Consider the following 24115-nt stretch of genomic DNA (forward strand, 5'->3'; position numbering starts at 1 on the left):
TCAAACAGTTCAGGGGTATCGCAACCCGTTACGACAAGCTGAAATCAACCTTCCTCGCAGCCGTCCAACTCGTTGCAACCATCATCAGAATTAACTGACGACACGCCCTAGCGTTTGAGGCAGAGATGAGGAAGCCATGTGTCGCCCTGAGAGCTGCAAAGCTCCCCGCAAAACAGTGACGCTGGACCAGTGACGCACAGTCACAATCAAGGTGACGCTGTCATGGTGTAAGTGACTGATTTTCTTAGGAAAATGACGATCTGGCGGAGAGGGTGGGATTCGAACCCACGGTACCCGCGAAGGCACAACGGTTTTCGAGACCGCCCCGATCGACCACTCTGGCACCTCTCCGCACGCTTCTGAAGGCGTCGAAAGCGCGTTTAGGCAATATAGAGCCGGAACACAAGGGGCATTTTCACCCGAATGCGATTTCAGTTGACGCAAAACCAGTCTCCCGCGTAAAAGCCCCTTTCCGCCACCATAAGGCGGGGCTGGCCGTAATATGCGGTCAACGAGAAAAAGCGACTGGACGAAGCGCCTGCGCGAAAGCGCCGCGGGACGTTGATTGATCGGAAAGAGACGAGTTTTATTATGTTCGCAGTCATCCGCACCGGCGGCAAGCAGTATCGTGTTACGCCGAACAGCGTGCTCAAAGTTGAAAAGCTTGAAGGCGAAGCCGGTTCGACCATCACCTTCTCCGAGGTGCTCGCAGTCGGCAGCGAGTCCGGCACGACGATCGGCGCTCCGCTGGTCGCCGGCGCAACAGTGACGGCCACAGTCGTTGCTCAGGATCGCCTTCCCAAGATCATCATCTTTAAGAAGCGTCGCCGCCAGAACAGCCGTCGCAAGAATGGTCACCGTCAGCCGGTTACCGTCCTGCGCATCAGCGAGATCAAGGCAGCCTGATCTCTCTCCGGAGATTGATCACAGGCACGCATCAGTAAGGAGCAAGGTTCATGGCACAAAAAAAAGCAGGCGGTTCATCCCGTAACGGGCGCGACAGCGCAGGCCGTCGTCTCGGCGTAAAGAAGTTTGGCGGCGAGAGCGTCATTGCTGGCAACATCATTGTTCGTCAGCGCGGCACGAAGATGATGGCCGGTGCTAATGTTGGCGTCGGGCGTGATCACACGCTGTTCGCTCTGTCCGATGGCAGCGTCCGCTTCCAGCGTCGTGGCGATAACCGCGTCCATGTTTCGGTCGAGGCTCTTCCGCTCGCAGCTGAATAATTAAGGTCCCGCGCGGGTAACAGCCCGCGTACAGACGCAAGACAGGGGCCGGTCCGGTTTGGATCGGCCCCTTTTTGTATCCTTACCGGCGCAGAGTCGCCCGTGGGATACAGGGTGACGGTGATGAAGTTTCTCGATCAGGCCAAAATCTATGTGCGCTCAGGTGATGGTGGTGACGGTGTCACCGCGTTCCGCCGGGAGAAATATATCGAATTTGGCGGTCCTGATGGCGGCAATGGTGGCCGGGGAGGGGACATCATTTTTGAAGCCGTTTCCAACCTCAATACGCTGATAGATTTTCGTTACACACAGCATTTCCGTGCGAAAAAGGGTGGTAACGGGGCCGGGTCCGACCGTACGGGCGCAGCCTCTTCAGCCGTTCTCATTCAGGTGCCGGTCGGCACGCAGATCATGGATGATGACAGGGAAACCCTCCTCGCCGATCTGGATAAAGTCGGTAAGCGCATCGTGCTGTGTCGTGGCGGTGATGGCGGTCATGGAAACGCCAGCTTCAAAAGCAGCACCAACCGTGCGCCCCGTCGTGCCGATAAGGGATGGCCGGGCGAGGAGCGGTGGGTCTGGCTTCGTCTCAAGCTGATTGCGGATGCCGGACTGGTAGGCCTCCCCAATGCCGGGAAATCCACCTTCCTCTCCGTGGTCTCGGCAGCACGTCCAAAGATCGCCGACTACCCGTTTACAACCCTGCATCCGCAACTCGGTGTCGTTCGTCTTTCGATGACGGAAGAATTTGTTCTGGCGGATATCCCGGGACTGATCGAAGGCGCACATGAAGGTCATGGGCTGGGAGATCGCTTCCTTGGGCATGTGGAGCGCTGTGCCGTGTTACTGCATCTGGTCGACGGCGCGGCTGGCGACGTAGTGGATGCATGGCGCACCATTCGTACCGAACTGGATGAGTATGGTGGAGGGCTGAAGGACAAGCCCGAGATTATTGTCCTGAACAAGTCTGACGCGATGACACCGCAGCAGCTTTCCGGCCGTAAACGCGCACTGGAAAAGGCGTCTGGTTCGAAGGTCATGGTCATGTCGGGTGTGGCGCGTCACGGCGTGGATGAAGTGCTGCGGGCTTTGTACATCATCGTTGCCGAAGCACGGGCGGACCGGGTGGCACGAGCAGAGGAAGGCGAAGAGGAGGCGTCGTGACGACGCCGAATATGCCCGCACTCGCCGATGCTCGCCGCGTGGTGGTCAAGATTGGCAGTGCGCTTCTTGTCGATCCTGATCTCGGCGCACCCCGTGAAGCGTGGCTCGCAAGTATTGCGGATGATATCGTGGCACTCCGCGCCGCAGGGACAGAAGTCGTCCTTGTTTCGTCCGGTGCGATCGCTCTTGCCCGTCACACGCTGGGGCTGACCCGCCGTGCAGCCCTTCGTCTGGAAGAAAAGCAGGCGGCGGCGGCTGTCGGGCAGATACGCCTTGCTCAGGCATGGTCCAGTGTCCTGTCCGAGCGCGGACTGACGGCGGCACAGCTTCTGCTGACGCCGGATGATACCGAAGACCGGCAGCGCTATCTGAACGCAAGAGCGACGCTCGACACATTGCTTGGCCTCGGCTGCGTGCCGGTCATCAATGAGAATGACACGATTGCGACAGCGGAAATCCGTTTCGGCGACAATGATCGGCTGGCCGCTCGCGTGGCGCAGATGATTGACGCGGATCAGTTGATCCTGCTGTCGGATATCGATGGCCTCTATACGGCTGACCCGCGCGTCGACCCTGACGCGCAGCACATCTCGGTTGTCACGGCAATGACGTCGGAGATTGATGCAATGGGCGGCGCGCCACCACCGGGATACTCCTCCGGTGGTATGCGGACTAAGCTGGTCGCGGCCCGGATTGCCACAGAGTCCGGCTGCGCGATGGCGGTCGCACTCGGTAAACGTCCGAATCCGCTGGCGGCTCTTCGGGATGGAGCGCGCTGCACATGGTTCCTGCCTGGCACCGATAGCCGGTCCGCCCGCAAACGCTGGATCGCAGGTGGTCTGACACCGATGGGAACCATTACGATTGACGACGGAGCCATGCAGGCTCTCATTCAGGGCAGTTCACTACTTCCCGCTGGGGTGGTGTCGGTCGAGGGAGACTTCGCGCAAGGCGATCTGGTGCGTGTCTTCAATAATGCCGGCAAGGAACTCGGGCGCGGCCTGTCTGCCTATGCGGCAGAAGATGCGCAACGGATTGTCGGCAAGCGGTCGGAAGAGTTCGAAACTGTGCTCGGATGGCAGGGCCATGACGAACTCATCCACCGGGATAATCTGGTTCTGCTCTGAGGTCGATTGCCCGTGCTTCGCAGCCTTTCAACTGGCTGCGAAGCACGGGCAGGGGACATATGCCCCCTGCCGACGTATCAGCCGTCGAGCTTTTTCCGCAGGATGTCGTTGACGATGGCCGGGTTTGCCTTTCCCGCCGTCGCCTTCATCACCTGACCGACGAAGAAGCCGAACAGCTTGTCTTTGCCGCCTTTATACTGCTCCACCTTGTCAGCATTCTTGCCAATGATGTCATCGGCAGCCGCTTCGATAGCCCCGGTATCGGTGACCTGACGCAGCCCTTTGCGATCAATGATCTCAATCGGCGCTTCGCCTGTCTCGAACATCTCTTCCAGCACTTCCTTGGCAATCTTGCCATTGATCGTGCCGTCAGCAATCAGGTCGAGCATCGCGCCGAGGCTATCAGCGCTCACCGGGCTTTCCTCAATCGACTTGCCCGTGCGGTTCAGGGCAGCGAAGAAGTCACCGGTCACCCAGGCCACGGCTGATTTGCCGTCGCGTCCCTTGGCAACCTTCTCATAGAAGTCCGCCGTAGACTGTTCAGCGACGAGAACGCTCGCATCGTACGCGGTGATTCCATAATCCTTCTGGAAACGGGCGCGCTTTTCATCAGGTAGTTCCGGCAGCGTCTGCTTGATCTGATCGACCCAGCTCTGCTCGATCACCAAGGGCAGAAGGTCCGGGTCGGGGAAGTAGCGATAATCGTGGGCGTCGGCCTTGGAGCGCAAAGCCCGTGTCTCGCCCTTGTGGGGGTCGAACAGACGCGTTTCCTGATCGACTTCGCCACCAGCTTCCCAGATCTCGATCTGGCGGGTGGCCTCGATCTCGATGGCCTGCATGACAAAGCGGATCGAGTTGACGTTCTTGATCTCGCAGCGTGTGCGCATTGGCTCACCGGCTTTGCGAACGGAGACGTTCACATCCGCCCGCATGGAGCCTTCTTCCATGTTGCCATCACAGGTTTCAAGGTAGCGCAGGATCTGACGCAGCTTGCGGAGATAGGCTCCGGCCTCTTCTGGCGAACGGATATCAGGCTCGCTGACGATTTCCATCAGAGCGACGCCCGCACGGTTGAGGTCCACGAAGGAGCGCTTCGGGTCCTGATCGTGCATCAGCTTGCCCGCATCCTGCTCCAGATGCAGACGGGTAATGCCGATTTCGCGGGTGCTGCCGTCCGCAAGCTCGATTTCCACGATGCCTGTGCCGATGATCGGATGTTCGAACTGGCTGATCTGATAACCGGTCGGAAGATCCGCATAGAAATAGTTCTTGCGATCGAAGCGGCTTTCCAGATTGATCCGGGCTTTCAGTCCGAGACCGGTGCGAACAGCCTGTTCCACGCATGTCTGATTGATGACCGGCAACATGCCGGGGAAACCGGCGTCGATCAGGCTGACCTGCGAGTTTGGCTCACCACCGAATACGGTGGACGCGCCGGAGAACAGCTTGGACTTGCTGATGACCTGCGCATGGACTTCAAGCCCGACAACGATTTCCCACGTGCCGGTGTTGCCTTCAAGCGTGTAGCTCATGCGCTTACTCCTGCACGCAGATCCGGACGGGCCGTAAATCCGGCGGCTTTCTCCAGAGCGGACCCGACCGCGATGATCGTTTCCTCGTCAAAGTGCTTGCCGATCAACTGGAGACCAAGCGGCAATCCCTTGCTGTCGAGCGCGACCGGCACCGACATGGCGGGCTGTCCGGCCATGCTGGCAGGGACGGTGAAGATGTCGTTGAGGTACATCTGCACCGGATCTTCCGGCTTCTCGTCGCGAGCGAAAGCGGCAGTCGGTGCAGTGGGGGTCAGCAGCACGTCCACCTTCTCGAAGGCATGGGTGAAATCACGCTGGATCAGCGTGCGGACCTTCTGCGCCTTGAGATAATAGGCATCGTAGTAACCGGCTGAGAGCACGTAGGTGCCCATCAGAATACGGCGACGCACTTCTTCACCGAAGCCATTGTGACGGGTCTTTTCGTAAAGATCGTCAAGGCTGGTGGCGCCTTCAGCCCGTTCACCGAAACGCACGCCATCATAGCGGGCGAGGTTAGACGAACATTCAGCCGGTGCGATGATGTAATAGGTCGCAAGGCCGTATTTCGTGTGGGGCAGGGAGACATCGACGATTTCACAACCGGCTTCCCGAAGCAGATCGATGCCTTTCTGCCAGACAGCAAGGATTTCTTCCGACATGCCGGGAGCCCGATATTCGGCTGGAATACCAACGCGCAGGCCCTTCAGGCTGCGACCGCAGGCAGCGCGATAGTCGGGCACCGCGATATCGGCACAGGTGCTGTCCTTCGGATCATGCCCTGCCATGGCCGTCAGCATGATCGCAGCGTCTTCGACTGTGCGGGTCATCGGGCCAGCCTGATCGAGTGAGCTTGCGAAGGCGATGGTCCCCCAGCGGCTGCACCGTCCATAGGTCGGCTTCAGGCCAACGATGCCACAATAGGCGGCAGGCTGGCGGATGGAGCCGCCGGTATCCGTGCCGGTTGCACCCATGGCGATGTGCGCGGCGACGGCTGCCGCGGAACCGCCCGACGAACCGCCGGGAACCATCACGGACGGATCACCCTTACGGTGCCAGGGGTTCTCAACGCCGCCGAAGGCTGACGTCAGATTGGCGGACCCCATGGCGAATTCGTCGAGGTTGGTCTTGCCAAGGAAGATCGCGCCGTTTTCGAGCAGCTTCGCCGTGACGGTGCTCTCATAGGGAGGCACGAAGTTGCCGATGATCTTGCTGGCCGCAGTCGTTCGCACGCCATTGGTGCAGAACAGATCCTTGATGCCGAGTGGAATGCCCGTCAGTGCCGGAGCATCGCCGCTGACCAGTTGCGCATCGGCTTTTTTCGCGGCCTCAAGCGCCAGATCGGACGTGACGGTGATGTAGGCGTTGATACGCCCGTTCAGTGTTTCCACCGCGTCCGTGTGGGCTTTTGTCAGCTCGACAGCGGAAAATTCTTTCTTGCGCAGGCCTTCGCTGGCCTGTGCGATTGTCAGATCTGTCAGCATTACTCGACCACCTTCGGTACGGTGAAGAAGGGACCCTCACGGTCCGGGGCGTTCGACAGCACCTTGTCCTGACAGTTGCCGTCGGTCACGACATCCTCTCGTGGCTTAAGGGTCGTGGTGACGCTGGTGCCGACCATGGGCGGGACGCCCTCGACATCAACTTCATCCAGAATCTCGATCCAGCCGAGAATCCCCCCGAGCTGTGCGCGGACAGCTTCGATTTCCTGGTCGTCAAGCCCAATCCGGGCGAGCTTGGCAATGCGTCTCGTGGTCGCGAGATCGAGCGACATGAAGCAGAAACTCTCAAATCATGGAAAATAATGCTGGCGTCACCGCCAGCACGACACCATACCCTCAGGCGATGGCTCTGTTCAACATAACCGAACTCGGGGAAAGACTTTCCACCGGTCAGCGGCTGCTGGGAATTGATCCCGGAGCAAAGCAGATCGGTCTCGCGCTATCAGATGTGATGCTGATGGTTGGATCCCCCTATGGGAGCCTGAAGCGCGGGAAACTGTCCCTGATGGCGAGCGAAATAAGAAAAATCGCTCACGAGCATAATGTCGCGGCGCTTGTCGTGGGGCTGCCTCTGTCGCTGGACGGGACATTTGGACCGGCTGCGCAGGCTGCGCGGGACTGGGCTCTCGCCTTGTCAGAGCAGACAGAATTGTCAGCTACATTGTGGGACGAGCGTCTTTCTTCCAGCGCCGTTAATCGGGCGATCATCAGCGAGGCCGACCTTTCCCGAAAACGACGGGAAAGTATCGTCGACAAAATGGCGGCTGCCTACATTCTCCAGGGATTTCTTGATCGTCTGGCGGTGTTGCGTCAGACGCAGTTTTAGGAATGAAGGAGCGAGCTCACGCTATCAGGGCGGTGGCTTTTTCTCTCAGGAAATCCAGCTGCCAGTTCAGTTCCCGCGGGCTGAGAGCATAAGAGCCGTCCAGCGCAGGAAGAATGGCGCGGGTAGGCGGGATGAGCGCGAGATGAATCTGGATTGCGGCCGAGACGGAGGCAGGAAGACCAGCTTTCCATGCCAGAGCGGTAATGGCGCGTGCATTTCGTCCGTTCAGAGTTTCCCGCACAACGTCAGCGGCGAAATTTGGAGCGCGCGCTAAAAGTTCGACGATTGCATCCACATTATCGTCGTAAAGCGCTTCGGTCGCGAGATCAGCAATGTTGTCGTTAATTACCGTCGTGGCCGGTTCGCTCTGAACGCGTGGTTTTACGAGTTCTGATGTGGCGGCAAGTTCAAAGGAAAGCTCTTTCTCGATCTTCTGTTTTACGGGAGCGACAAGATTGACGCATCGCTCACGCACCAACATTTTTGTGACGGTCACGCAGGCATATTCCAGCGCCGTCGGACGGTCCGGTGCTTTTTCCATTTCATCAAGCACGGGCTCGATTTGCGCAAGCGATTTGCCCGCCACAGAGGAAACCAGCATTGCGTGTTGTCCCGCCATTTTCGGGGGCGTCAATTTGACACCATTCGCACGCTTTTGCAGTTCATGGCTGAGGGTTTCATCGTCAATTTCGGCCATCAGCCTTTCGGGAACGCTTGCCGATTCCGAAAGCGGCCCGATAATTGAAATGGCCTGCGCTTCCCCTGTGACCTGAGCAATAACGCGGCGCGCGCGCTGCCAACTATCATTCATGAGGGTGTCTAGCGTCTTCTGAACAGCCCCGGTCAGAAGAGTGATTTTCTGAGCGTCGACATCGGGCCGGAGAGAGGCAATGCGCTCTCTGAGGCATTCCCACACGACTGGATTTTTCCTGGTCGCAGGGCTTGCGATACGACCTTTTTCCAGAAGCGGATTAACCGTTGAGGCTGCCGGCGCCGCAGAAAGAGAGCGCGTGGGAAGAATCTGAAAGAATTTTGGATCTAATGAAGCGTTCATGGTGAAGACTCTTCCAGTGATGTGTGCCACCGAGCCCCGCCTGCGAGCTTAACGCTCCGCATCGCGAAGCTGGCACGATCGATCAGTGACTCCACGCTCTCTCCGGTTTCCCAGTTTCGAGCGGCAAGGCCGACCGAGAACGTCAGAGTGAGCGGCTCCGAGAGAAAAATGGCTGCCCCGTGCTGGCAAAAAGCCTCGGCACGTTCGGCCGCGACAAAATGATCGGCCCCATCCAGCCAAAGTCCGAAAATGTCTCCACCCAGACGCCCCGCCAGGTCTGTGGGGCGAATTGCGTCCCTCAGATAAGTTGCGACCTGCTGGAGAGCGCTGTCGCCAGCCTCAAAGCCGAATCGGACATTGATTTCGGAAAACCGATCGAGACCGATGACCAGAAGGGTGCCGGAGAGGCGTTCGCGATCCAGACGGGGAAGACGACGAGAAATTTCCGCAAGCAGCCCGTTTCGGTTCAGCATGCCGGTCAGGGGATCGAAACGGGCGTTTCGCGCCAGTGCGCGGTTAAGCGCGCTCATTTCGAGAGCAGAGGCAAAAGTGGCCAGTGCGGCATCAGCCAGATTGGCGTCATCCTGGGACCAGACACCGAGATTGTTACGCCAGAGCGCCATCGCTGCGGGTGCGTTGTAACGCACCCTACTACGGCACAAAATGACGTCGTGCCCTTCAATCTGAAGAATCTCAGGTTCGAACGAAAGCTTGGCTTCCGACTGCCGGACAAGATTTTCTACATGGGAATCAAATGCGGCATTCCCACTTTGCAGGCGGTGAACGATTTCTTCTTCCGCATCGTCATCGTCATTCTCGACCTTCCCTTCGGGGCGTTCGGAAATGAGAATGCCACCGCAGGCGCCAAGCATCGCGGCCAGTTCATCAAAGGCTGGAGGAATACCGAGGCGTGAAAGAGCCCGGGAGCGCATTGTCGCCGTGATGCGTCGGACAATCTCGCTGTGCAGCCGGGCAACTGCCAGATCAGCATTGGAACTGATCTCGTCCGATACATCGATACCCAGCCCACGAACGCCAGCATGTTGCCCTGTGGGGGAGAGCAGGGGCGTTGCATAGATCAGCATGCAGCCGAAGGTGCCATCCGCACGTTTGATCCAGAACCGACGGCTACGGATGACATTACGCGTCTGGAAGGGGTTGGGGGTCGGGGCCGAATTGACGAAAGGAAGCAGACGGCTTCCCGGATCGCCGATCAGTTCCTGATCGTTCCAGCCCAGTGCCGGGCCTGCTTCGAAGAAGGTGAAATGTCCTTCATCGTCGGTCTCGAAAATGAAGTCCGCCACCAGTTGTGTCAGGCTTTTCCAGCGCCTGCGACTGGCGAGGAGTGCGTCCATCAGCTTGCCATCCTGCTCGGGTGGCGACGACTCAGAGGCGGAGGAGGAAGGCATGGTGCTCATGCTTCCGTATTTCATCCGGGAAAGGTTGCGGTCTCGTTAACGGCGGTTGCGTTGACATCGGAAGCCGTCAACAGCATGGTCCGCCAACTGCGCGCCTGTTCCGAGCGACGGCTGGTGCCACCTTTTAATGATGTGATGTGGGAAACGATGAGCGAAGAAAAACTCAGATCCAGAATCGAAGCGCTGTGGGAAGAGCGCGCCTCCATATCTCCGGCGACGACCGGCGAGGACCGTTCTGCGATCGAGACAGCTCTCGAAGGTCTTGATGCCGGTCGGCTGCGGGTTGCCGAGCCGAAAGATAATGGCTGGCTCGTCCATGAATGGCTGAAGAAGGCAGTCCTGCTTTCTTTTCGGCTGTTCGATAACGCCATTGTCGATGGGGGTGCCGCTGGTGCTCCGGCTTTTGACAAGGTGCCACTCAAGTTCGCCGGATGGGATGCCGCCCGCTTTGCGGAAGCCGGTTTCCGTGCCGTTCCGGGCGCTGTCGTGCGCCGCTCCGCGTTTATTGCTCCTGGCGCCGTGCTGATGCCGAGCTTTGTGAATGTGGGTGCCCGGGTCGATTCCGGCACCATGGTCGATACCTGGGCAACGGTGGGAAGCTGCGCGCAGATCGGCAAGAACTGCCACATCAGCGGTGGCGCGGGAATCGGCGGCGTGCTGGAGCCGCTTCAGGCCGCTCCCGTGATCATCGAAGATAACTGCTTCATTGGCGCCCGTTCCGAGGTTGCCGAGGGTGTTATCGTCGAACGCGGTTCGGTGTTGTCCATGGGTGTCTTCATCAGTGCCTCCACAAAGATCGTGGATCGCACCACGGGCGAGATCCATATGGGTCGCGTTCCGGCATATTCCGTCGTGGTGCCGGGGAACCTGCCGCCTAAGACCCCGCTCAACGAAAAAGGACAGCCCAATCCTTCTCTGGCCTGTGTCGTGATCGTGAAGCGGGTTGACGAGCGCACGCGTTCCAAGACCTCCATCAACGATCTGTTGCGCGACTGAGAGCGGTTGATGACTTCTGCACTCAATGTCAGCGCCCTTGCTTCCGATCTGATACGCCATCCGTCGGTGAGTCCCGATCCTGGCGAAACGCAGATTGCGCTTGGCGCAACATTGAGCGCACTGGGATTCGAGGTTTTTCATCTGCCTTACGGAGAGGGGGAGGAGCGCACTCCCAATCTCTTTGCCCGACGGGGAAAAGGAAAGCCGCATCTGTGCTTTGCGGGGCACACGGATGTAGTGCCTCCAGGGGGCGGTGGATGGCAGCATGGCCCGTTCGAAGGTGCTGTCGAGGATGGTGTTCTTTACGGGCGCGGCGCCTGCGACATGAAGGGTGCCATTGCGGCCTTTGTTTCTGCGGTTTCAACCGTTCTTGAGAAAACTCCGGAGCCGAAAGGGTCCATCAGCCTTCTCATTACCGGGGATGAAGAAGGACCGGCCCAGTTCGGCACGAAGAAAGTGCTGGAGTGGATGCAGGCTCATGATCAGATTCCCGATTTTTGCGTGGTGGGTGAGCCCACCAATCCCGCCAGCATGGGAGAGGTGATCAAGATCGGGCGGCGTGGCAGCATCAATGTCCGTATCACGGTCCGGGGAAAGCAGGGCCATGTGGCCTATCCGCATCGCGCGGATAATCCGGTTCACCGGCTGATTGCCATCCTGAGCGAACTGACCGCCGAACCGCTCGATCAGGGTTCGGAGTGGTTCGAGCCCTCCAGTCTTCAGGTCACAAGCATTGATGTCGGCAATACCGCAACAAATGTGATCCCAGCCGAGGCTGCTGCACGTTTGAATATTCGCTTCAACGATCTTCACTCGGGCAAAGCCCTGCATGAATGGATCGAGACCGTCTCGCGTAAGCACGCGCCGGACTGCGATGTAGACGCAAGAATAAGTGGTGAATCGTTTTTGACGAAACCGGGGCCGGAACTGGAAGCGCTCAGGATGGCTGTACGCGACGTGACAGGGAGGGAGCCGAAGCTGGATACTGGTGGCGGCACCTCCGACGCTCGTTTTATTGCTCTTTATTGTCCTGTCGCGGAATTTGGTCTCGTGGGGGCAAGCATGCATCAGATCGACGAGCATGTTACCGTAGCGGATCTCGATACGCTGACATGTGTTTATGAACGACTTCTCGAAAGGACGGTGGCGTGAACGGCGCATCCCGAGGCGACGCGCCAAACCCGAAATCCGTTGTCGAGGGTATGACCCTTCTTGCCTGCGGTCGGTCTGAGGGGATCCAGCGTTTTGGGTCCGGGGTGGATAATTTTCTCGCAGCTCTCTCCCCGGGGCTGGCCATGTGTATCGTCGGGCTGGTGGCGGTCGCATTGCAGAAGCAGCCTGTACTTGGCCTGATCCGTGTTGAACTTTCCTTCTGCACACTTTTGGCGTTACCCGTCATCTCCCACTTTTTCGCCCGGCGCTGGGGGCGTGAGGATCTGTGGCTTCGTTACGTCACGGCAGCCGTGTGGTGCGAGTGGATAACCGTGCTGGTTTCGGTCGTGGCGCTTGCGGCGGGAAGTGTGCTGTTTTCCGCCCTTGCCGACAGCCCTGGTTTTGGGACGGCGATTGTCCTGAGCAGCGATATGTATGGGCTATGGCTCGGGATTTTCGTGGCCAAATCCGGACTGCGTCTCAGCTGGCCGAAAGCCATTGTACTGTATGGCGCGACGTTCTGTTTCGCATTGCTGTGCTACGGTCTGGCTTCACTTCTTCCTCCCCATTATCATTTCATCAATGACCTGTTCCAGCCGGGCTTTACCGCAGGCAGTTCTTCTGCCGCATCCTGAGTTCTGTTCCAGCTTCAAGCAGGCGGACAGTTCGGGCCAGAACGACGGGTTCACTGAATAAAAGCAGGGCTCGTTCTCGCCCTGCTGTCCCCATGGCGATACGAAGTGACCGATCCACCGCAAGTTCGTTCAGCGCGGCGGTGAGCGCCGCCACGTTCCCGGCAGGAATGAGCAAACCGGTCTGATGCTCTTCCACCTGTTCGCGAGAGCCCCGGATATCGGTCGCCACGACCGGCAGCCCTGTCAGCATCGCTTCGATGATGGACATTGGGAGCCCCTCAAAGTGACTCGGCAGCGTGAAGATATCTGCCGCAGCCAATACGCGAGGGATATCGGAGCGATAACCCAGCATTCGCAGCCGTGAGCCGAGGCTTGCTTCCGCCCGTCGAAAATGAGTCTCCAGTGTTTCGCCGTGATCGCTGGCAAGCCGTTCCCCTACGATCCACAATTCCGCAGCAGGCACCTGTTCCATGGCCTCCAGAAGTTCTGGATAACCTTTGTGACGCACAAGCCGGGAAACGGCCACGATCACCACACGATCTTCCGGCACGCTCAGGGTATGTCGTAACTCTGTTCGGGCGTTCTGATCCGGCTTGAATAGCGCCGGGTCGCGGCCATTCCCCACGGCTTGCGCGTGCGGGTGGATATGCAGCCGACGGGCATCCTGCGCTTCTTCCTGCGAAACCGTGAGGTAGATGTCCGTCACATGGCCTGCAAGCCATTCCAGAACGAGCGCAAGAGTGCGTCGGATCACTGAACCTGGCTGATTGAAGAGAAAGCCATGGCACGTGTAGGCGATGCAGGGCACGCCGCACAGTCTGGCAGCAAAACGCGCCAGCAAGCCACTGATCGGCATATGAGCGTGGACCAGATCCGGCTTTTCACGATGGATAAGCCTGACAAGAGCGGTAAAAGCCCGCAGTTGCGCGAAAGGAGAAAATGATCGCGCCATCGGCACGGTAACCACACGCAGGCCTTCGGCCCTTACATCATGCAGCAGGGGGCCATCCGCACTGACACCCACGACCTCATGACCGTCCGTGCGCAACTGCCGCATGAGTGGCAGCAGGAAATGGCGCAGGGAGAAATCGACGTTCGTGATTTCCAGAATCTTCATGCAGTTACTCCGGAAACAGCACGTCTCTTGTCATGCCTTCAGGCATCAAGCCGGGTGAACGCCCAGCGGATCACGTTGGAGCGTTCGGCATGAGGCAGCTCAGGCTGTGACTCCTCAGTGTCGGTCAGTGGCACGGTAGCAGTATCCGGAACGAGTTCCGGCATGGTTGCCAGGGCGGCATCAAGGGAAGCCGGGTTCAGGTTCACGTCGTCTCCCGGCGATGTTTCACTTTCTTCAGCTGCTGCGATGGCCGTTGCGATGGAAGCAGCTTCTTCCTCGCTCAGGGTGTCGTGTTCGCTTTCTGGAGACATCTCATCCTGTTGTGGAAGTTCGATCGGCTCAGGGGCTACTGATGCGGCTGCTTCCAGTGATTTTTCCTGATCGACTTCCGCAGGTCTCACCACGATCTGCTGTGTGGGTGTCGGTTTTGACCCGCCGAAATAGATGCTCTCTTCAATCGTGGAATATCCGTCGCTGCGGAAACGCCAGACCTCCTCCGCCGTGTGGAGCAGAATGTCCGTTTCTTCCAGTTCTATGCGAACGGAAGGATGCAGGTGAAAGCGCAGGACGAATTCAGAGGGCTGTCCGACGGTCCCAAGCCTGTCCTCACCGCGCAGGTCCGCGCCTTCGGCAGCAAGGAAGAGGCGGCGATGATAGGCCCCGCAACCCGCGGGACGATAGCAGTCTGACGCCAGTTCGATCATGTGGTCGGTGCCGGAGACGGAGTGTTCCCACGTGACATCCGGTCGGACATCGACCTCGCCGTCGCGTCGCCATAAGACAGGAGGACATTTCGGGACCGACAGGACGGAATGAGCGGGTGCATCCCGCAGGGCTTCATGCCAGCCGGGAAGGGGGCTCGCACCGCAATTAACGACGATCTGTGAGCGGCCTGAGGAAAACTCCATCGACATGAGCCCACCGTGGGCCAGTTTGTCGAACCCCGGCGGAGGCGGTCCGCCGGCATCGACAAACAGAACGGCGTTGCCAGATGAGGCACGCACGAACCGGCCATCTTTCATGGTGCGCGCCAGCACGTGGCCACGCGGCATGGCGCGCGTGATGATCAGGTCGATCAGCGACGGGTCGTGAGACCATGTGCCATTGAAAAGCGCCAGCCGACCGTCTCCATGCCGGAAAGCCCGCAGAACGGGAGCCATACGGTCGAGTGCCGAAGCAAGTGTGGTCGGCATGGGGATCCGTGCCGTTTGCAGGATCAGCCGTATTTCCGCCAGTTCGCGCAGGACAAGAAATTGTGCGCCGGGGCTTCGTGTCGCATGGCAACCATCGGGCAGAACCTGAATTTCAAGTTCCGGGTCGATCAGACGCATGAAACGGGAAAGAAAGGCCCGCTGATCGGGAATGGCGACGGCTGCCGCCAGCAATCCTTTCAGTCCGCGCAACGCAGTCCAGTCGTGGCGGCTGGTGGGCATCAGAACCATGATGGTGCGGGCTTCCAGCACGATCCGTCCGAGGAGTGAACGGCGATAGTCCTCATCGGCGGAGGCAGCGAAGAAATCATACTGAGCCAGCCATGAGGCAATGCGTGCGCCGGTGATGGCCGGGTCATCGAGAGGCGTAGTGCCCATCGGCTGAGAAATCCATGCGGCCACCATGGAGCGGGCTCTGGTGCGCGCGGACTCGGAGCCGAGATCGCGCAGGTCCCGGAGCCATTCAAAACTCTGGAACCAGTCCTGAAAGGAGGCAGGCCAATCATCACCAGCCCACTGACCTTCATTGAACGTCCGCGTCACGCCGTGATGCGACGCGCGACCCCTCACCAACAGTTCACCGCAGGCCGCATCACCGGGCCACAGATCCCTTATTGTCTGGTTCGGAGCTGACGGAATGGAGCGCAGGCCACCCAGAGGTCCGAGGAGTGCGAATGAAAACCGCACATCACGCCACCATCGGCCTAAGCCCATACCTTCTGTCTCCTGTTTTCCTGCGGTGAAAAATGAACTTTCAGAATGTCTTCAGGCGCTCCGCAAGGCTCTGATGGCGGCGGCGTAATCATCGCGGCCATACACGGCGCTTCCTGCAATCAGAACATCGGCTCCGGCCGCAACGGCGACCGGTGCGGTTTCTGTGTCGATACCGCCATCGACGGCCAGCCGGATCTGGCGACCTGTCTTGTTGATCATTTCACGCAGCGTTCTGATCTTTCCAACCTGACCGTGCAGGAATTTCTGTCCACCAAATCCGGGATTAACCGACATCACGAGAATGAGATCCACCATATCGAGCACTTGTGAAAGCGCTTCTGGAGGGGTCGCGGGACAAAGCGACACTCCGGCTTTCACACCGAGGGCGCGGATGGCCTGAAGGGAGCGGTGAAGATGCGGTCCGGCTTCCGCGTGAATGGTAATATGGTCAGCCCCGGCTTTCGCAAATGCCTCGAGATACGGATCGACCGGCTCAATCATCAGGTGCACGTCGAAGGGCAGCCTGCTGTGCGGACGAAGCGCCTGCACCACGGCGGGACCGAATGAAATATTCGGCACGAAATGGCCATCCATCACGTCGAGATGCAGCCAGTCTGCTCCGGCAGATTCAATGGCGGCGACTTCCTCTCCCAGACGGGCGAAGTCAGCTGCGAGAAGGCTCGGTGCGATCAGGTGGGGGGCGGTGCTTGTCATTGTTCCGTTATCGATAAGCATGGCGGCACAGGCAACCGCTTTTCACGCCTGTTTTATTGCAATTCCCCAAGGTTACACCTCTCATTTCCTTTTTCACAGACCACATGAAGGAAACGCGGATTCAAGCTTGAGGGAACAGATAATGACGAATGTTTAAGAACACATTCTTTTTATCGTTCTTTGTGGCGGGAGTGAGGTCGATACCGGCAGAAAGGTCCACTGCCGTAACATTTCCGGCATGATCAGAGGCTGGAGATCGCGAAAAGCAAGGTGCCACGGCTCATTGCACACACTCGCGGGCTATAGCGGGGAACCAAGCCAGAAACACACACGTCCCGTCTGGTTCTCTTCTTCGGCGGCCACGCTCTGCTTCACGGGCCAGTTTCTTAAAAATGAGATTTCATCACATATGTCGGCCAGCCGTTCATGAATGAAGACCACAGGGGCGGGGCCTCTGGCATGCGGCGAGTCGACCAGCGCTCGCAACGCTGCGCGTTCCTTGCTTGAGGGCGTCAAAGACGCTGAGCCCTCCACCAGCGCGCTTATGGAAGATGCAAAGCGGGGTGGCTGAACCTGTCCCCACTCAAGTAGGTCCAGCGCCTGTCCGGAGGTGAGGGCATTTTCGCGTGACCCAAAACTGAGGCACAGCGCCGCCTCGGCAAGCAGAAGTGCGTTGATGGGAAACCCTTTTTCCCTTTCGCTACTGACCAGAAACAGGCCGGGAGCATCGGGGAAGCGGAAGCAGGTTATGCCGCTTTCGCAGGCCCATGAATCGCCGGAGTGAATCATGCTGCCCGTGAGGGGGGACGGAATGCGAAAAAACCAGCGATCAAGGAGTTCCTGTTGATACCACAGCAGCCCTTGTTGTGCTGAGGCGTCGTGGCTGTTCCGGAGATAGTTCAGAACGGCTCCCAGACCCGGTTGCCGACCCAGCAGGTCGCGCCACAAAGAGCGTCCTTCCGGTGTGTCGATGTGCTGGGTCAGCACCGTTTCCATCAGCGCAGGTCTTTCACTTTTCCTTGATAAATCGGGCTGCGAAAAAGCCGTCCATCCCGCCCAGTTCCGGCCAGAGACCCGGATGGGTACGCAGCCAGCCTTCCGCTGTAAGCGCTTCGGGAAGATCCGCCAGTTCTTCCGGCAGGAACGGGTCTGCTTTCAGGCCGAACTGTCCTGCAATCTTCCGGGCCTGATCGGGGCCTTCTTCCTGTTGTAGCGAGCAGACAGCATAGATCAGCCGACCACCCGGTTTCAGCATCCGCGCCGATGCAGCCAGCAGGCTGGTCTGCGTTTCGGTCAGTGTCGCCAGATCGCGTGGGCGCTTGATCCAGAGGGCATCCGGATGACGACGCGCGGTTCCGGTTGCCGAGCAGGGCGCATCCAGCAGGATCGCATCGAGCGGCGTCTCCGGCTGCCATGCCGCGGCGTCCGCACACACGGTTCGGACGGTCTCCATTTTCAGGCGGGTGAGATTTTCCTGCAGGCGTTCCATACGGACCGGATCACGTTCCAGCGCCGTGACATGCGCGCCTGTCGCCGCGAGTTGCGCGGTCTTTCCACCCGGGGCGGCACAGAGGTCGGCGACCTGTTCGCCGGGGCGTGCGTTCAGCAGTCGTGCAGGAAGCGCGGCTGCGGCATCCTGCACCCAGAATGTGCCCTCGGGGAAACCCTCGAGTTCCGTCACACGGGTCCCGGCGGGCAGGCGCACTGACCCGGTTGGCAGTACGATGCCCCCTTCCGGCACGGTGGCGCCAGCCCGCATCGTCAGATCAAGAGGCGCTTCATGTGACAGCCCGCGTGCGATCCGACGCGCGACTCCCGGCCCGAGGTTTTTCCATGAGGACCAGAGCCACGAGGGGATATCGAGCCGCTCCTGATCAAGACCTTCGAGCAGTGCAACCCCTTGCCCTGCCACCTTGCGCAGAACCGCATTGGCCAGTCCTGCAAACGGCGCCAGATCCCGTCGCCGCAGCAGATTTACCGTCGTGCCGACAGCAGCGTGCGGGGGTGTGTCGAGGAACAGCAACTGGCAGGCCCCGATGAGAAGCGCAGCTCGCACAGGCTCTGGTGGCTCCTTGCGAAGGAAGGGCTCCAGAACGGCGGACAGCGTTCCCAGATGGCGCAGTGTTGCGGCGCCCAGCCTGTGCGCGGCGGCGCGATCGCGTGCGTCCGCATCGCGGGCATCGGGAGAGCGATTGAGAGTCGTCTCCAGCATGCGGCGGTTTTCGATCACACCACGTACGATGTCGTACGCGATTTCACGGGTCGGGTCCGCCACCACGGGCGCATCCGGTCTCTTTGCCCTGCCAGCGCCCTTGCCGACCCGGGCGGAGCCCCTGCGTGAAGGGCGGGGAGAGCGCGGCGAAGTGTTTGACGGAATGTTCATTGTTCCCGGTCTGAATAGCGTCAGGGCGACGACATGACACGTCACGCGTGTTGGTGCCAGACGTTTTGCATGCCGGAGCCAATTTCGAACGTATGAAGGACAGTGTCGGACCCCCCATGGAGACCTACGTCGCCGATCCCCGAAACACCCGTCGTGCCGGGGGTGTCTCAAGCCCCCTTCCGGCTGTCCTTTCCCTGTTTCTGCCCACGACCAGCCCGCTGACCGGAGGAATGGTTCTGCGCGTGCGTCCTCGGCAGCCTGCCGAACTGCTCGTCCCGAATCCTTTTGGAGCGGGTATTCTGGTTGCCGATGCCTGCAAGCTTGATGATCTCGGTTTTGTCCCCACCGCTTTTGACCGCGTCCTGATCCGGCAGATCATCGCCCTGCGGGAACCTGCACCCGCAGATGTGAGGAAAAGCTTTTTCTCTGTCGCCTCCACCGGTTTCGCCGGACGTGAAACACAGGTCATGGCCCGGCTGGCGATCGAGACGACGGAAGTGAGAAAGGCGACTTTGCGGCGCGATATAAGGGCGCTCACAAAGGAGGTGGGGGTGTCGCTTGAATGGGCGGAGTGGCTGGCCTCCCGGCTTCTTTTCCTGGGCGTACATTCGGAAAGCTGCCGACGGGGTGACGGAGGCGCGGCATTCACAAGCCCCGTGCCTGCACGACTGCGGATTGTGAAGGAAGCTCTCGAGCTGTTGCCCCAGCGCAGGCATGCACTGGAGCGAGCCGGTCTCAATACGGACCGTGTCGTAAAAGTCGCTACCGAGGCATTCGGTCGTATCGAGGCCCTTTATGCGATGTGCGCCGGACTTCTGGCCCAACCGAAAAGCCTCCTGCGCATTCCCGCCGAAACCCGAACGATCGATCAGGAACTGGCGACTCTGGACGGCTGGATACGTTTTGCACTGTTGCTTCGGGAAATTCCTGCCGCGCCCGCAGCCGGCTTCATGCTCGCGGAATTCTTCTCTCTGGCGCACGTGCTTACGCATCATGAAAAGGCTGCTGCAGGACCGTCGGTTCTGGGTAATGCGATGAAACCCTCTCAGGCTCACTGGCCTGCGGAAGTCGATCAGGCCCTCTATTTCGCAGAACGCAATGAACGTCTGAGCCGCACTCTGCTGCTTTGTGACGCAAGGGAAGACTGACTTATGGCTCTTTCACGCGCACTTGTTCCAGTCCGGATGGACGGGGTTTCAGACGGACCAGTGGCCACGACCTTTACACTGCTCTTCCGTCCGCTGTGGCCCATCATCATTCCGGCGACCGAATGGCGCAAATCAGCTGCGGCGGCCGATCATACCATTCCTGACTCGCTTCTAGATCCGTTGCGGATATGGATTCTGGACTGCTTTCCGGAACGCGCGCTTGTCCGGCAACTGATACAGGCCGGAGATGGCAGCGGCCTTCCTGACCGGGATCCGCTGGAAGATTCAGGCTGGGCCGATCCGCTGGAGCGGGCTTCTGAACTCTTGTGGCGTCGGGCGGCACATGTGCTGTCGCGGCCGATGCCCGAAGCCGTTCTGACGGAGATTGCGGAAAGTTCCGGGCTGAAGACCCCCACGATCGAGGCGCTCCTTCCCTCCATCCAGTTCGTTTTTGCTCAGGCGCGTCATTTCTTTCCTTCGCGCGATGAGGTCGGTCCCGTGACATGCGATGGGGAAGAACTCGATACGTTGCTGGCAAATGCGATGAATGGCGGAATGACGACATGGTCATTTGCCCTGATGCTTCTATTTGCCTCCCGCACAGAGATCGATCTTGTGCTGCCAGCCGCACGCGCAGTTGCTCACACACGGCCCGACGCAAAGCTATGGCTTGACCGGTGTGATGCCGTGCTTGCGGAAACGTTTAACCTGTTCGAAGCGCGTTGCGATCGCATCGACAGGGAAATCGGTCTGACAGAAGTCACGGAGCGCAAAGAGCGCCGTGTCCTGCTTTGGCTGGAGCCAGCGGAACAGGCCACTATCAGCGCGCTCATCCGGTTCGCCAATCGCTGTTCCCTGCATGTGCTGACGGCCGCCAGATTGAAAGCATCGGCAGCCCGCGCGACACGGGCGCAGTTCATGTTGCTGATTGAGGAAGACCTGCAACTGGCATGGCCGGTGGCAGCGTGGACGGATGCCCGCATGGTCGCATTCGAACAGGGTAATCGGCGGTTTAGGCAACTGGCTCTTCTTGGACGGATGTTTACCCGCTTCGTCGATTATCGTGCGGCGCTGGGCCAACTGGTGGAACATTACGCAGGAGATCAGGTTCCCGGTCTGACCTATACTGAGCGTATGCATGCTATTGAAATACTCGAAGAGTCCTCGACAGCATCTCAACCTTTGACGGACTATCTTGCCCTCATGCCGCCTCCGGCTTACAGCAAATTTTCACTGCGTAAGACTTTTTCCTTCACGGACACGCGAGTGGGGCGTGCATATGGCCCCCTTGTTACAGAATAAAAACCGTTACCATCTGGCGTGGCGACCGGGAATTCATTGCAGATCAGAGAGACTTTATTGGAAATTAAAAGTCTTATGAAGCAACGATGGAATGACCTTCTGGAACGTCAGTCAATGGACGGTTGCGGTCGGCCCTTCTGAAAGTCGGTACATTCTGGAGCGGCGTCAGGAACTGAGTTCGAATGTCGAAAAGGCTCTAAGAGTCCTTTTGGAAATTGCTATTCACCCTTCAACAGTGAGCTTTCCGCGAGGCCGTTAAGCGCCTGATTGGCTGATTCCGGTGGTTTCATATTTCATGTCTGCCCATACTGGGATCTTCCGGTCTGGAACAGGAATTACCAAAAGGGTGTGCAGAACGTATTTCTTAAACAAAAATAATGAGAATTCATTGGCCGGTATTATGAAAGTAATATCGTATATATTTTAGTTTTAAGAAATATTCGCCTTTACGATGCATAATAAAAAACCGCCCGGGCTCATGCCGGGCGGTTTTTTGTGTCTGAATGGCGCTGCCGAAAAGGCAGCCGTCGGAATCAGGCAAAGGTATCGAGGCTACTGTCGCTATCGCTTCCGCTGTCGTTGGAAGCGGTGGAGTTGCGCGGCGTGCCTTCGGTCGTCTGGGAGACGACATTGCCTTCCGCATCCGTCACCGTGATGGTGATGGTGCCGTCGTTGTTCATTGTTTGCGTTGTCGTGTCAGAAGACGACGAAGATGCGCTGGTTGAAGAACTGGAAGACGTTGAGGACGTGGAAGATGAATCAAACAGGCTGGAAACGGAGGAGCCTGAGATAGAGGAAATGGAACCGGACATGGTGTGATCTCCATATTGTGAAACAGCCTCATTTTCGCTTTACAATCCTTAATCTCGCGTGAAGTGCTGCGTAACGAATGGAAACGCCGGGGGACGCCCGTTTACACCGCTCAGGCAGGCTGGAACTGTTCCTTTACTTGGCCGATCAGCGCGGGAACCACTGTGACATCGGCAAGAGACGACAGATCGCCGAGGCTGTCCGTTTCCTGGGAGGCGATTTTACGCAGGAGGCGCCGGACGATCTTGCCTGATCGGGTTTTGGGCAGTTCAGCGACGAGGTAGATCTTTTCCGGTGTGGCATAACGCCCGATGCGTTCACTGATCACCTTCGTCAGATGGGCTTCGGAAGGAGGCACTCTGGTGCTGCGCGCAACAACGAACACGACAATCCCCTGTCCTTTGAGATCATGGCTGATCCCCACGGCAGCGGCTTCGGCCACGGAATGGTCCGTCGCCACGGCGTCCTCGATCTCGGCGGTTCCTATGCGGTGGCCCGAGACGTTGATGACGTCGTCCATGCGCCCGGTGATCATCAGGTAACCTTGCCCATCCCGTCGTGCGCCATCCCCCGAGAAATAACGACCTTTACTGAAGGAGAAATACGTCTCGCAGAACCGTTTGTGGTCCCCCCAGATGGAACGGGTCTGTCCCGGCCAGGATGTATTGAAGCACAGACAGCCTTCGGCTTCTCCACTCCCGACAAGTTCTTCGCCTTTTTCATTGGTGAGCGAGGGGCAAACACCCGGAATGCCTGTCGTGGCCCATCCCGGCCTGAGAGGTTGAGCCCCGGCGATGGCGCTGAGCATTGGGCCAGCGGTTTCAGTCTGCCACCACATATCGATGACAGGGCAGCGTTTCTGACCAACAATTTCATAATACCACAACCACGCGTCCGGGCTGATCGGTTCTCCCGCCGACCCCAGCCGCCGGAGGGAGGCGAGTGAATGGCGGCGTGGCAGATCGTCTCCGTCCCGCATCAGGGCGCGGATGGCCGTGGGGGCGGTGAAAAAGCTGGAAACATTGAAACGGTCGATGATCTCCCACCAGCGCCCGGCATGCGGCCAGCCCATCAGACCCTCAAACAGCAGGGTGGTCGTGCCATTCGCAAGTGGCCCATACACCACGAAGGTGTGGCCGGTGATCCATGCGACATCGGCAGTACACCAGTGCGTGGTGCCGCGTTCGGCGGCGAACGTGACATCGACGGTATAAGCAGCCCAGACCAGATAGCCGCCTGTCGTATGAACGATGGCTTTTGGCTTGCCGGTGCTGCCGGACGTGTAGAGCAGGAAGAACACATCTTCCGCATTCATGATTTCGGGTTCGCATGTGGTAGATTGCCCGGACACCAGCGCGGTGTAGTCGTGGTCACGACCGGGCAGCATCGGCACGACAGTGTCGCTGACATTCACGACGATGACGTTCTTCACGCTTCCGATTGAACCGGTATGTTTCAGCGCGGCGTCGATCGTCACCTTATGGGGGATGGTCTTCGGGCCACGTCGGGCAGCATCGCAGGTAATGACCGCGACTGCACCGCTGTCGATCAGACGTTCGCCAATGCCTTCGGGAGAAAACCCGCCAAACAGCACGACATGCACAGCACCGATACGGGCGCAGGCGAGCATGCAGGCCACGACTTCGGGCGTCATGGGAAGATGGATGGCCACCCGGTCTCCACGCCGGATGCCAAGGCTTTTCAAAGCATTGGCGATCCGGCAGACTTCAGCATGCAGTTCCCGGAAGGTAAGCTGACGCGAGACACCGGGATCGTTGCCCTGCCAGACCAGCGCGACCTCATCGCCCCGATCGGCGAGATGACGATCGAGGCAATTGACCGAAACATTCAGTTGTCCGTCTTCATACCACCGGATTGAAACATCGCCTTCGAAACTCGAAGTGTTGGCGATGGTGGGGAATGTTGCCCAGTCGAGCCGTCCGGCCTGTTCCAGCCAGAACGCTTCCGGATTGCTCGCGACATTCCCACGCATCGTCTCGATTTCCAGAGCTTTGGCCGGATCGACGGTTTCAATATCCCATATGGCTGTTTCGGTCTGCGTCGTGGACACGGGTTGTTCTCCTGTA

The 24115-nt window shown here is 58.9% G+C and carries 22 protein-coding genes, 1 tRNA gene and 1 pseudogene; 11 read left to right on the forward strand and 13 right to left on the reverse strand.

Annotated elements, in window-relative coordinates; genetic code table 11:
- Positions 1-98: pseudogene (locus GOB81_RS04975) on the forward strand (IS5/IS1182 family transposase); the annotation flags it as partial.
- Between the two features lie 163 nt (positions 99-261).
- Here GOB81_RS04975 and GOB81_RS04980 read toward each other — a convergent pair.
- Positions 262-351 (reverse strand) — tRNA-Ser (locus GOB81_RS04980).
- A 240-nt stretch (positions 352-591) separates the two neighbouring features.
- Here GOB81_RS04980 and rplU point away from each other — a divergent pair.
- The 4 genes from rplU to proB all read left to right on the forward strand — a co-directional run bounded on the left by rplU (position 592) and on the right by proB (position 3517).
- Positions 592-906, forward strand: coding sequence for a 50S ribosomal protein L21 (gene rplU / locus GOB81_RS04985; protein ID WP_173569290.1), 315 nt, complete (start codon positions 592-594; stop codon positions 904-906).
- A gap of 50 nt (positions 907-956) precedes the next feature.
- A complete protein-coding gene (rpmA, locus tag GOB81_RS04990) occupies positions 957-1226 on the forward strand; it encodes a 50S ribosomal protein L27 (protein ID WP_173569291.1) in 270 nt (89 codons plus the stop codon).
- Positions 1227-1349: 123 nt separating this feature from the next.
- Positions 1350-2390, forward strand: a complete 1041-nt coding sequence (gene obgE / locus GOB81_RS04995) for a GTPase ObgE (RefSeq protein ID WP_173569508.1) — start codon at positions 1350-1352, stop codon at positions 2388-2390.
- Positions 2387-3517 carry a glutamate 5-kinase gene (gene proB, locus GOB81_RS05000; RefSeq protein ID WP_408736903.1) on the forward strand — a complete coding sequence of 377 codons (1131 nt, stop codon included), beginning with the start codon at positions 2387-2389 and terminating at the stop codon, positions 3515-3517. Before obgE ends, proB begins: the two co-directional genes overlap by 4 nt.
- 77 nt (positions 3518-3594) lie before the next feature.
- Here proB and gatB read toward each other — a convergent pair whose 3' ends face one another.
- The 3 genes from gatB to gatC are packed head-to-tail and all read right to left on the reverse strand — an operon-like array spanning position 3595 to position 6820.
- Positions 3595-5049: an Asp-tRNA(Asn)/Glu-tRNA(Gln) amidotransferase subunit GatB gene (gene gatB, locus GOB81_RS05005; protein ID WP_173569292.1), complete on the reverse strand. Its 1455-nt coding sequence runs from the start codon at positions 5047-5049 to the stop codon at positions 3595-3597.
- On the reverse strand, positions 5046-6530 hold the full coding sequence (gene gatA / locus GOB81_RS05010; RefSeq protein ID WP_173569293.1) for an Asp-tRNA(Asn)/Glu-tRNA(Gln) amidotransferase subunit GatA: 1485 nt from the start codon (positions 6528-6530) through the stop codon (positions 5046-5048). Before gatA ends, gatB begins: the two co-directional genes overlap by 4 nt.
- Positions 6530-6820 (reverse strand): Asp-tRNA(Asn)/Glu-tRNA(Gln) amidotransferase subunit GatC, encoded by a 291-nt coding sequence (gene gatC / locus GOB81_RS05015; RefSeq protein WP_173569294.1) that lies wholly within the window; start codon positions 6818-6820, stop codon positions 6530-6532. Before gatC ends, gatA begins: the two co-directional genes overlap by 1 nt.
- 71 nt (positions 6821-6891) lie before the next feature.
- Between gatC and ruvX the strand changes: the two genes are divergently transcribed.
- On the forward strand, positions 6892-7374 hold the full coding sequence (ruvX, locus tag GOB81_RS05020; RefSeq protein ID WP_173569510.1) for a Holliday junction resolvase RuvX: 483 nt from the start codon (positions 6892-6894) through the stop codon (positions 7372-7374).
- A 16-nt stretch (positions 7375-7390) separates the two neighbouring features.
- Here the strand turns inward: ruvX and GOB81_RS05025 are convergent, their stop codons facing one another.
- Both GOB81_RS05025 and GOB81_RS05030 read right to left on the reverse strand, forming a co-directional pair.
- Positions 7391-8428 (reverse strand): hypothetical protein, encoded by a 1038-nt coding sequence (locus GOB81_RS05025; RefSeq protein WP_173569295.1) that lies wholly within the window; start codon positions 8426-8428, stop codon positions 7391-7393.
- Complete coding sequence (locus GOB81_RS05030; protein ID WP_173569296.1) at positions 8425-9846, reverse strand: bifunctional diguanylate cyclase/phosphodiesterase; 1422 nt, start codon at positions 9844-9846, stop codon at positions 8425-8427. The genes GOB81_RS05025 and GOB81_RS05030 overlap by 4 nt, the downstream gene beginning before the upstream one ends.
- Positions 9847-9993: 147 nt before the next feature.
- Between GOB81_RS05030 and dapD the strand changes: the two genes are divergently transcribed.
- Genes dapD through GOB81_RS05045 form a run of 3 tightly spaced genes read left to right on the forward strand, consistent with a single transcriptional unit; the run spans position 9994 to position 12629 of the window.
- Positions 9994-10842: a 2,3,4,5-tetrahydropyridine-2,6-dicarboxylate N-succinyltransferase gene (gene dapD / locus GOB81_RS05035; protein ID WP_173569511.1), complete on the forward strand. Its 849-nt coding sequence runs from the start codon at positions 9994-9996 to the stop codon at positions 10840-10842.
- 9 nt (positions 10843-10851) lie between these two features.
- On the forward strand, positions 10852-11994 hold the full coding sequence (gene dapE / locus GOB81_RS05040; protein WP_173569297.1) for a succinyl-diaminopimelate desuccinylase: 1143 nt from the start codon (positions 10852-10854) through the stop codon (positions 11992-11994).
- Positions 11991-12629, forward strand: coding sequence for a hypothetical protein (locus tag GOB81_RS05045; protein WP_173569298.1), 639 nt, complete (start codon positions 11991-11993; stop codon positions 12627-12629). The genes dapE and GOB81_RS05045 overlap by 4 nt, the downstream gene beginning before the upstream one ends.
- On the opposite strand, the gene GOB81_RS05050 is transcribed toward GOB81_RS05045, so the two are convergent.
- The 5 genes from GOB81_RS05050 to GOB81_RS05070 all read right to left on the reverse strand — a co-directional run bounded on the left by GOB81_RS05050 (position 12598) and on the right by GOB81_RS05070 (position 18768).
- Entirely contained in the window at positions 12598-13746 is a 1149-nt protein-coding gene (locus tag GOB81_RS05050; RefSeq protein ID WP_173569299.1) for a glycosyltransferase family 4 protein, read from the reverse strand. The two genes, GOB81_RS05045 and GOB81_RS05050, sit on opposite strands and share 32 nt — an antisense overlap.
- A 38-nt stretch (positions 13747-13784) precedes the next feature.
- The gene (locus GOB81_RS05055) at positions 13785-15671 is read right to left on the reverse strand and encodes a heparinase II/III family protein (protein ID WP_173569300.1); all 1887 of its coding nucleotides are present in this window, start codon (positions 15669-15671) and stop codon (positions 13785-13787) included.
- A gap of 51 nt (positions 15672-15722) precedes the next feature.
- Positions 15723-16385: a ribulose-phosphate 3-epimerase gene (gene rpe, locus GOB81_RS05060; RefSeq protein WP_173569301.1), complete on the reverse strand. Its 663-nt coding sequence runs from the start codon at positions 16383-16385 to the stop codon at positions 15723-15725.
- 300 nt (positions 16386-16685) lie between these two features.
- The gene (locus tag GOB81_RS05065; RefSeq protein ID WP_173569302.1) at positions 16686-17381 is read right to left on the reverse strand and encodes a hypothetical protein; all 696 of its coding nucleotides are present in this window, start codon (positions 17379-17381) and stop codon (positions 16686-16688) included.
- Positions 17382-17394: 13 nt separating this feature from the next.
- On the reverse strand, positions 17395-18768 hold the full coding sequence (locus tag GOB81_RS05070) for an RsmB/NOP family class I SAM-dependent RNA methyltransferase (protein ID WP_173569303.1): 1374 nt from the start codon (positions 18766-18768) through the stop codon (positions 17395-17397).
- Between the two features lie 116 nt (positions 18769-18884).
- On the opposite strand from GOB81_RS05070, the gene GOB81_RS05075 reads away from it, so the two are divergent.
- Both GOB81_RS05075 and GOB81_RS05080 read left to right on the forward strand, forming a co-directional pair.
- Positions 18885-19916, forward strand: a complete 1032-nt coding sequence (locus tag GOB81_RS05075; protein ID WP_173569304.1) for a hypothetical protein — start codon at positions 18885-18887, stop codon at positions 19914-19916.
- Positions 19917-19919: 3 nt separating this feature from the next.
- Positions 19920-21218 carry a hypothetical protein gene (locus GOB81_RS05080; RefSeq protein WP_173569305.1) on the forward strand — a complete coding sequence of 433 codons (1299 nt, stop codon included), beginning with the start codon at positions 19920-19922 and terminating at the stop codon, positions 21216-21218.
- Positions 21219-21751: 533 nt separating this feature from the next.
- Here the strand turns inward: GOB81_RS05080 and GOB81_RS05085 are convergent.
- Together GOB81_RS05085 and acs are read right to left on the reverse strand one after the other, a co-directional pair.
- Positions 21752-22030, reverse strand: coding sequence for a hypothetical protein (locus GOB81_RS05085; RefSeq protein WP_173569306.1), 279 nt, complete (start codon positions 22028-22030; stop codon positions 21752-21754).
- Between the two features lie 110 nt (positions 22031-22140).
- Positions 22141-24099, reverse strand: a complete 1959-nt coding sequence (gene acs, locus GOB81_RS05090; protein ID WP_173569307.1) for an acetate--CoA ligase — start codon at positions 24097-24099, stop codon at positions 22141-22143.
- Between the last annotated feature and the right edge of the window lie 16 nt (positions 24100-24115).

The sequence above is a fragment of the Acetobacter conturbans genome (genome assembly GCF_011516755.1).
GTDB classification, from domain to species: domain Bacteria; phylum Pseudomonadota; class Alphaproteobacteria; order Acetobacterales; family Acetobacteraceae; genus Acetobacter; species Acetobacter conturbans.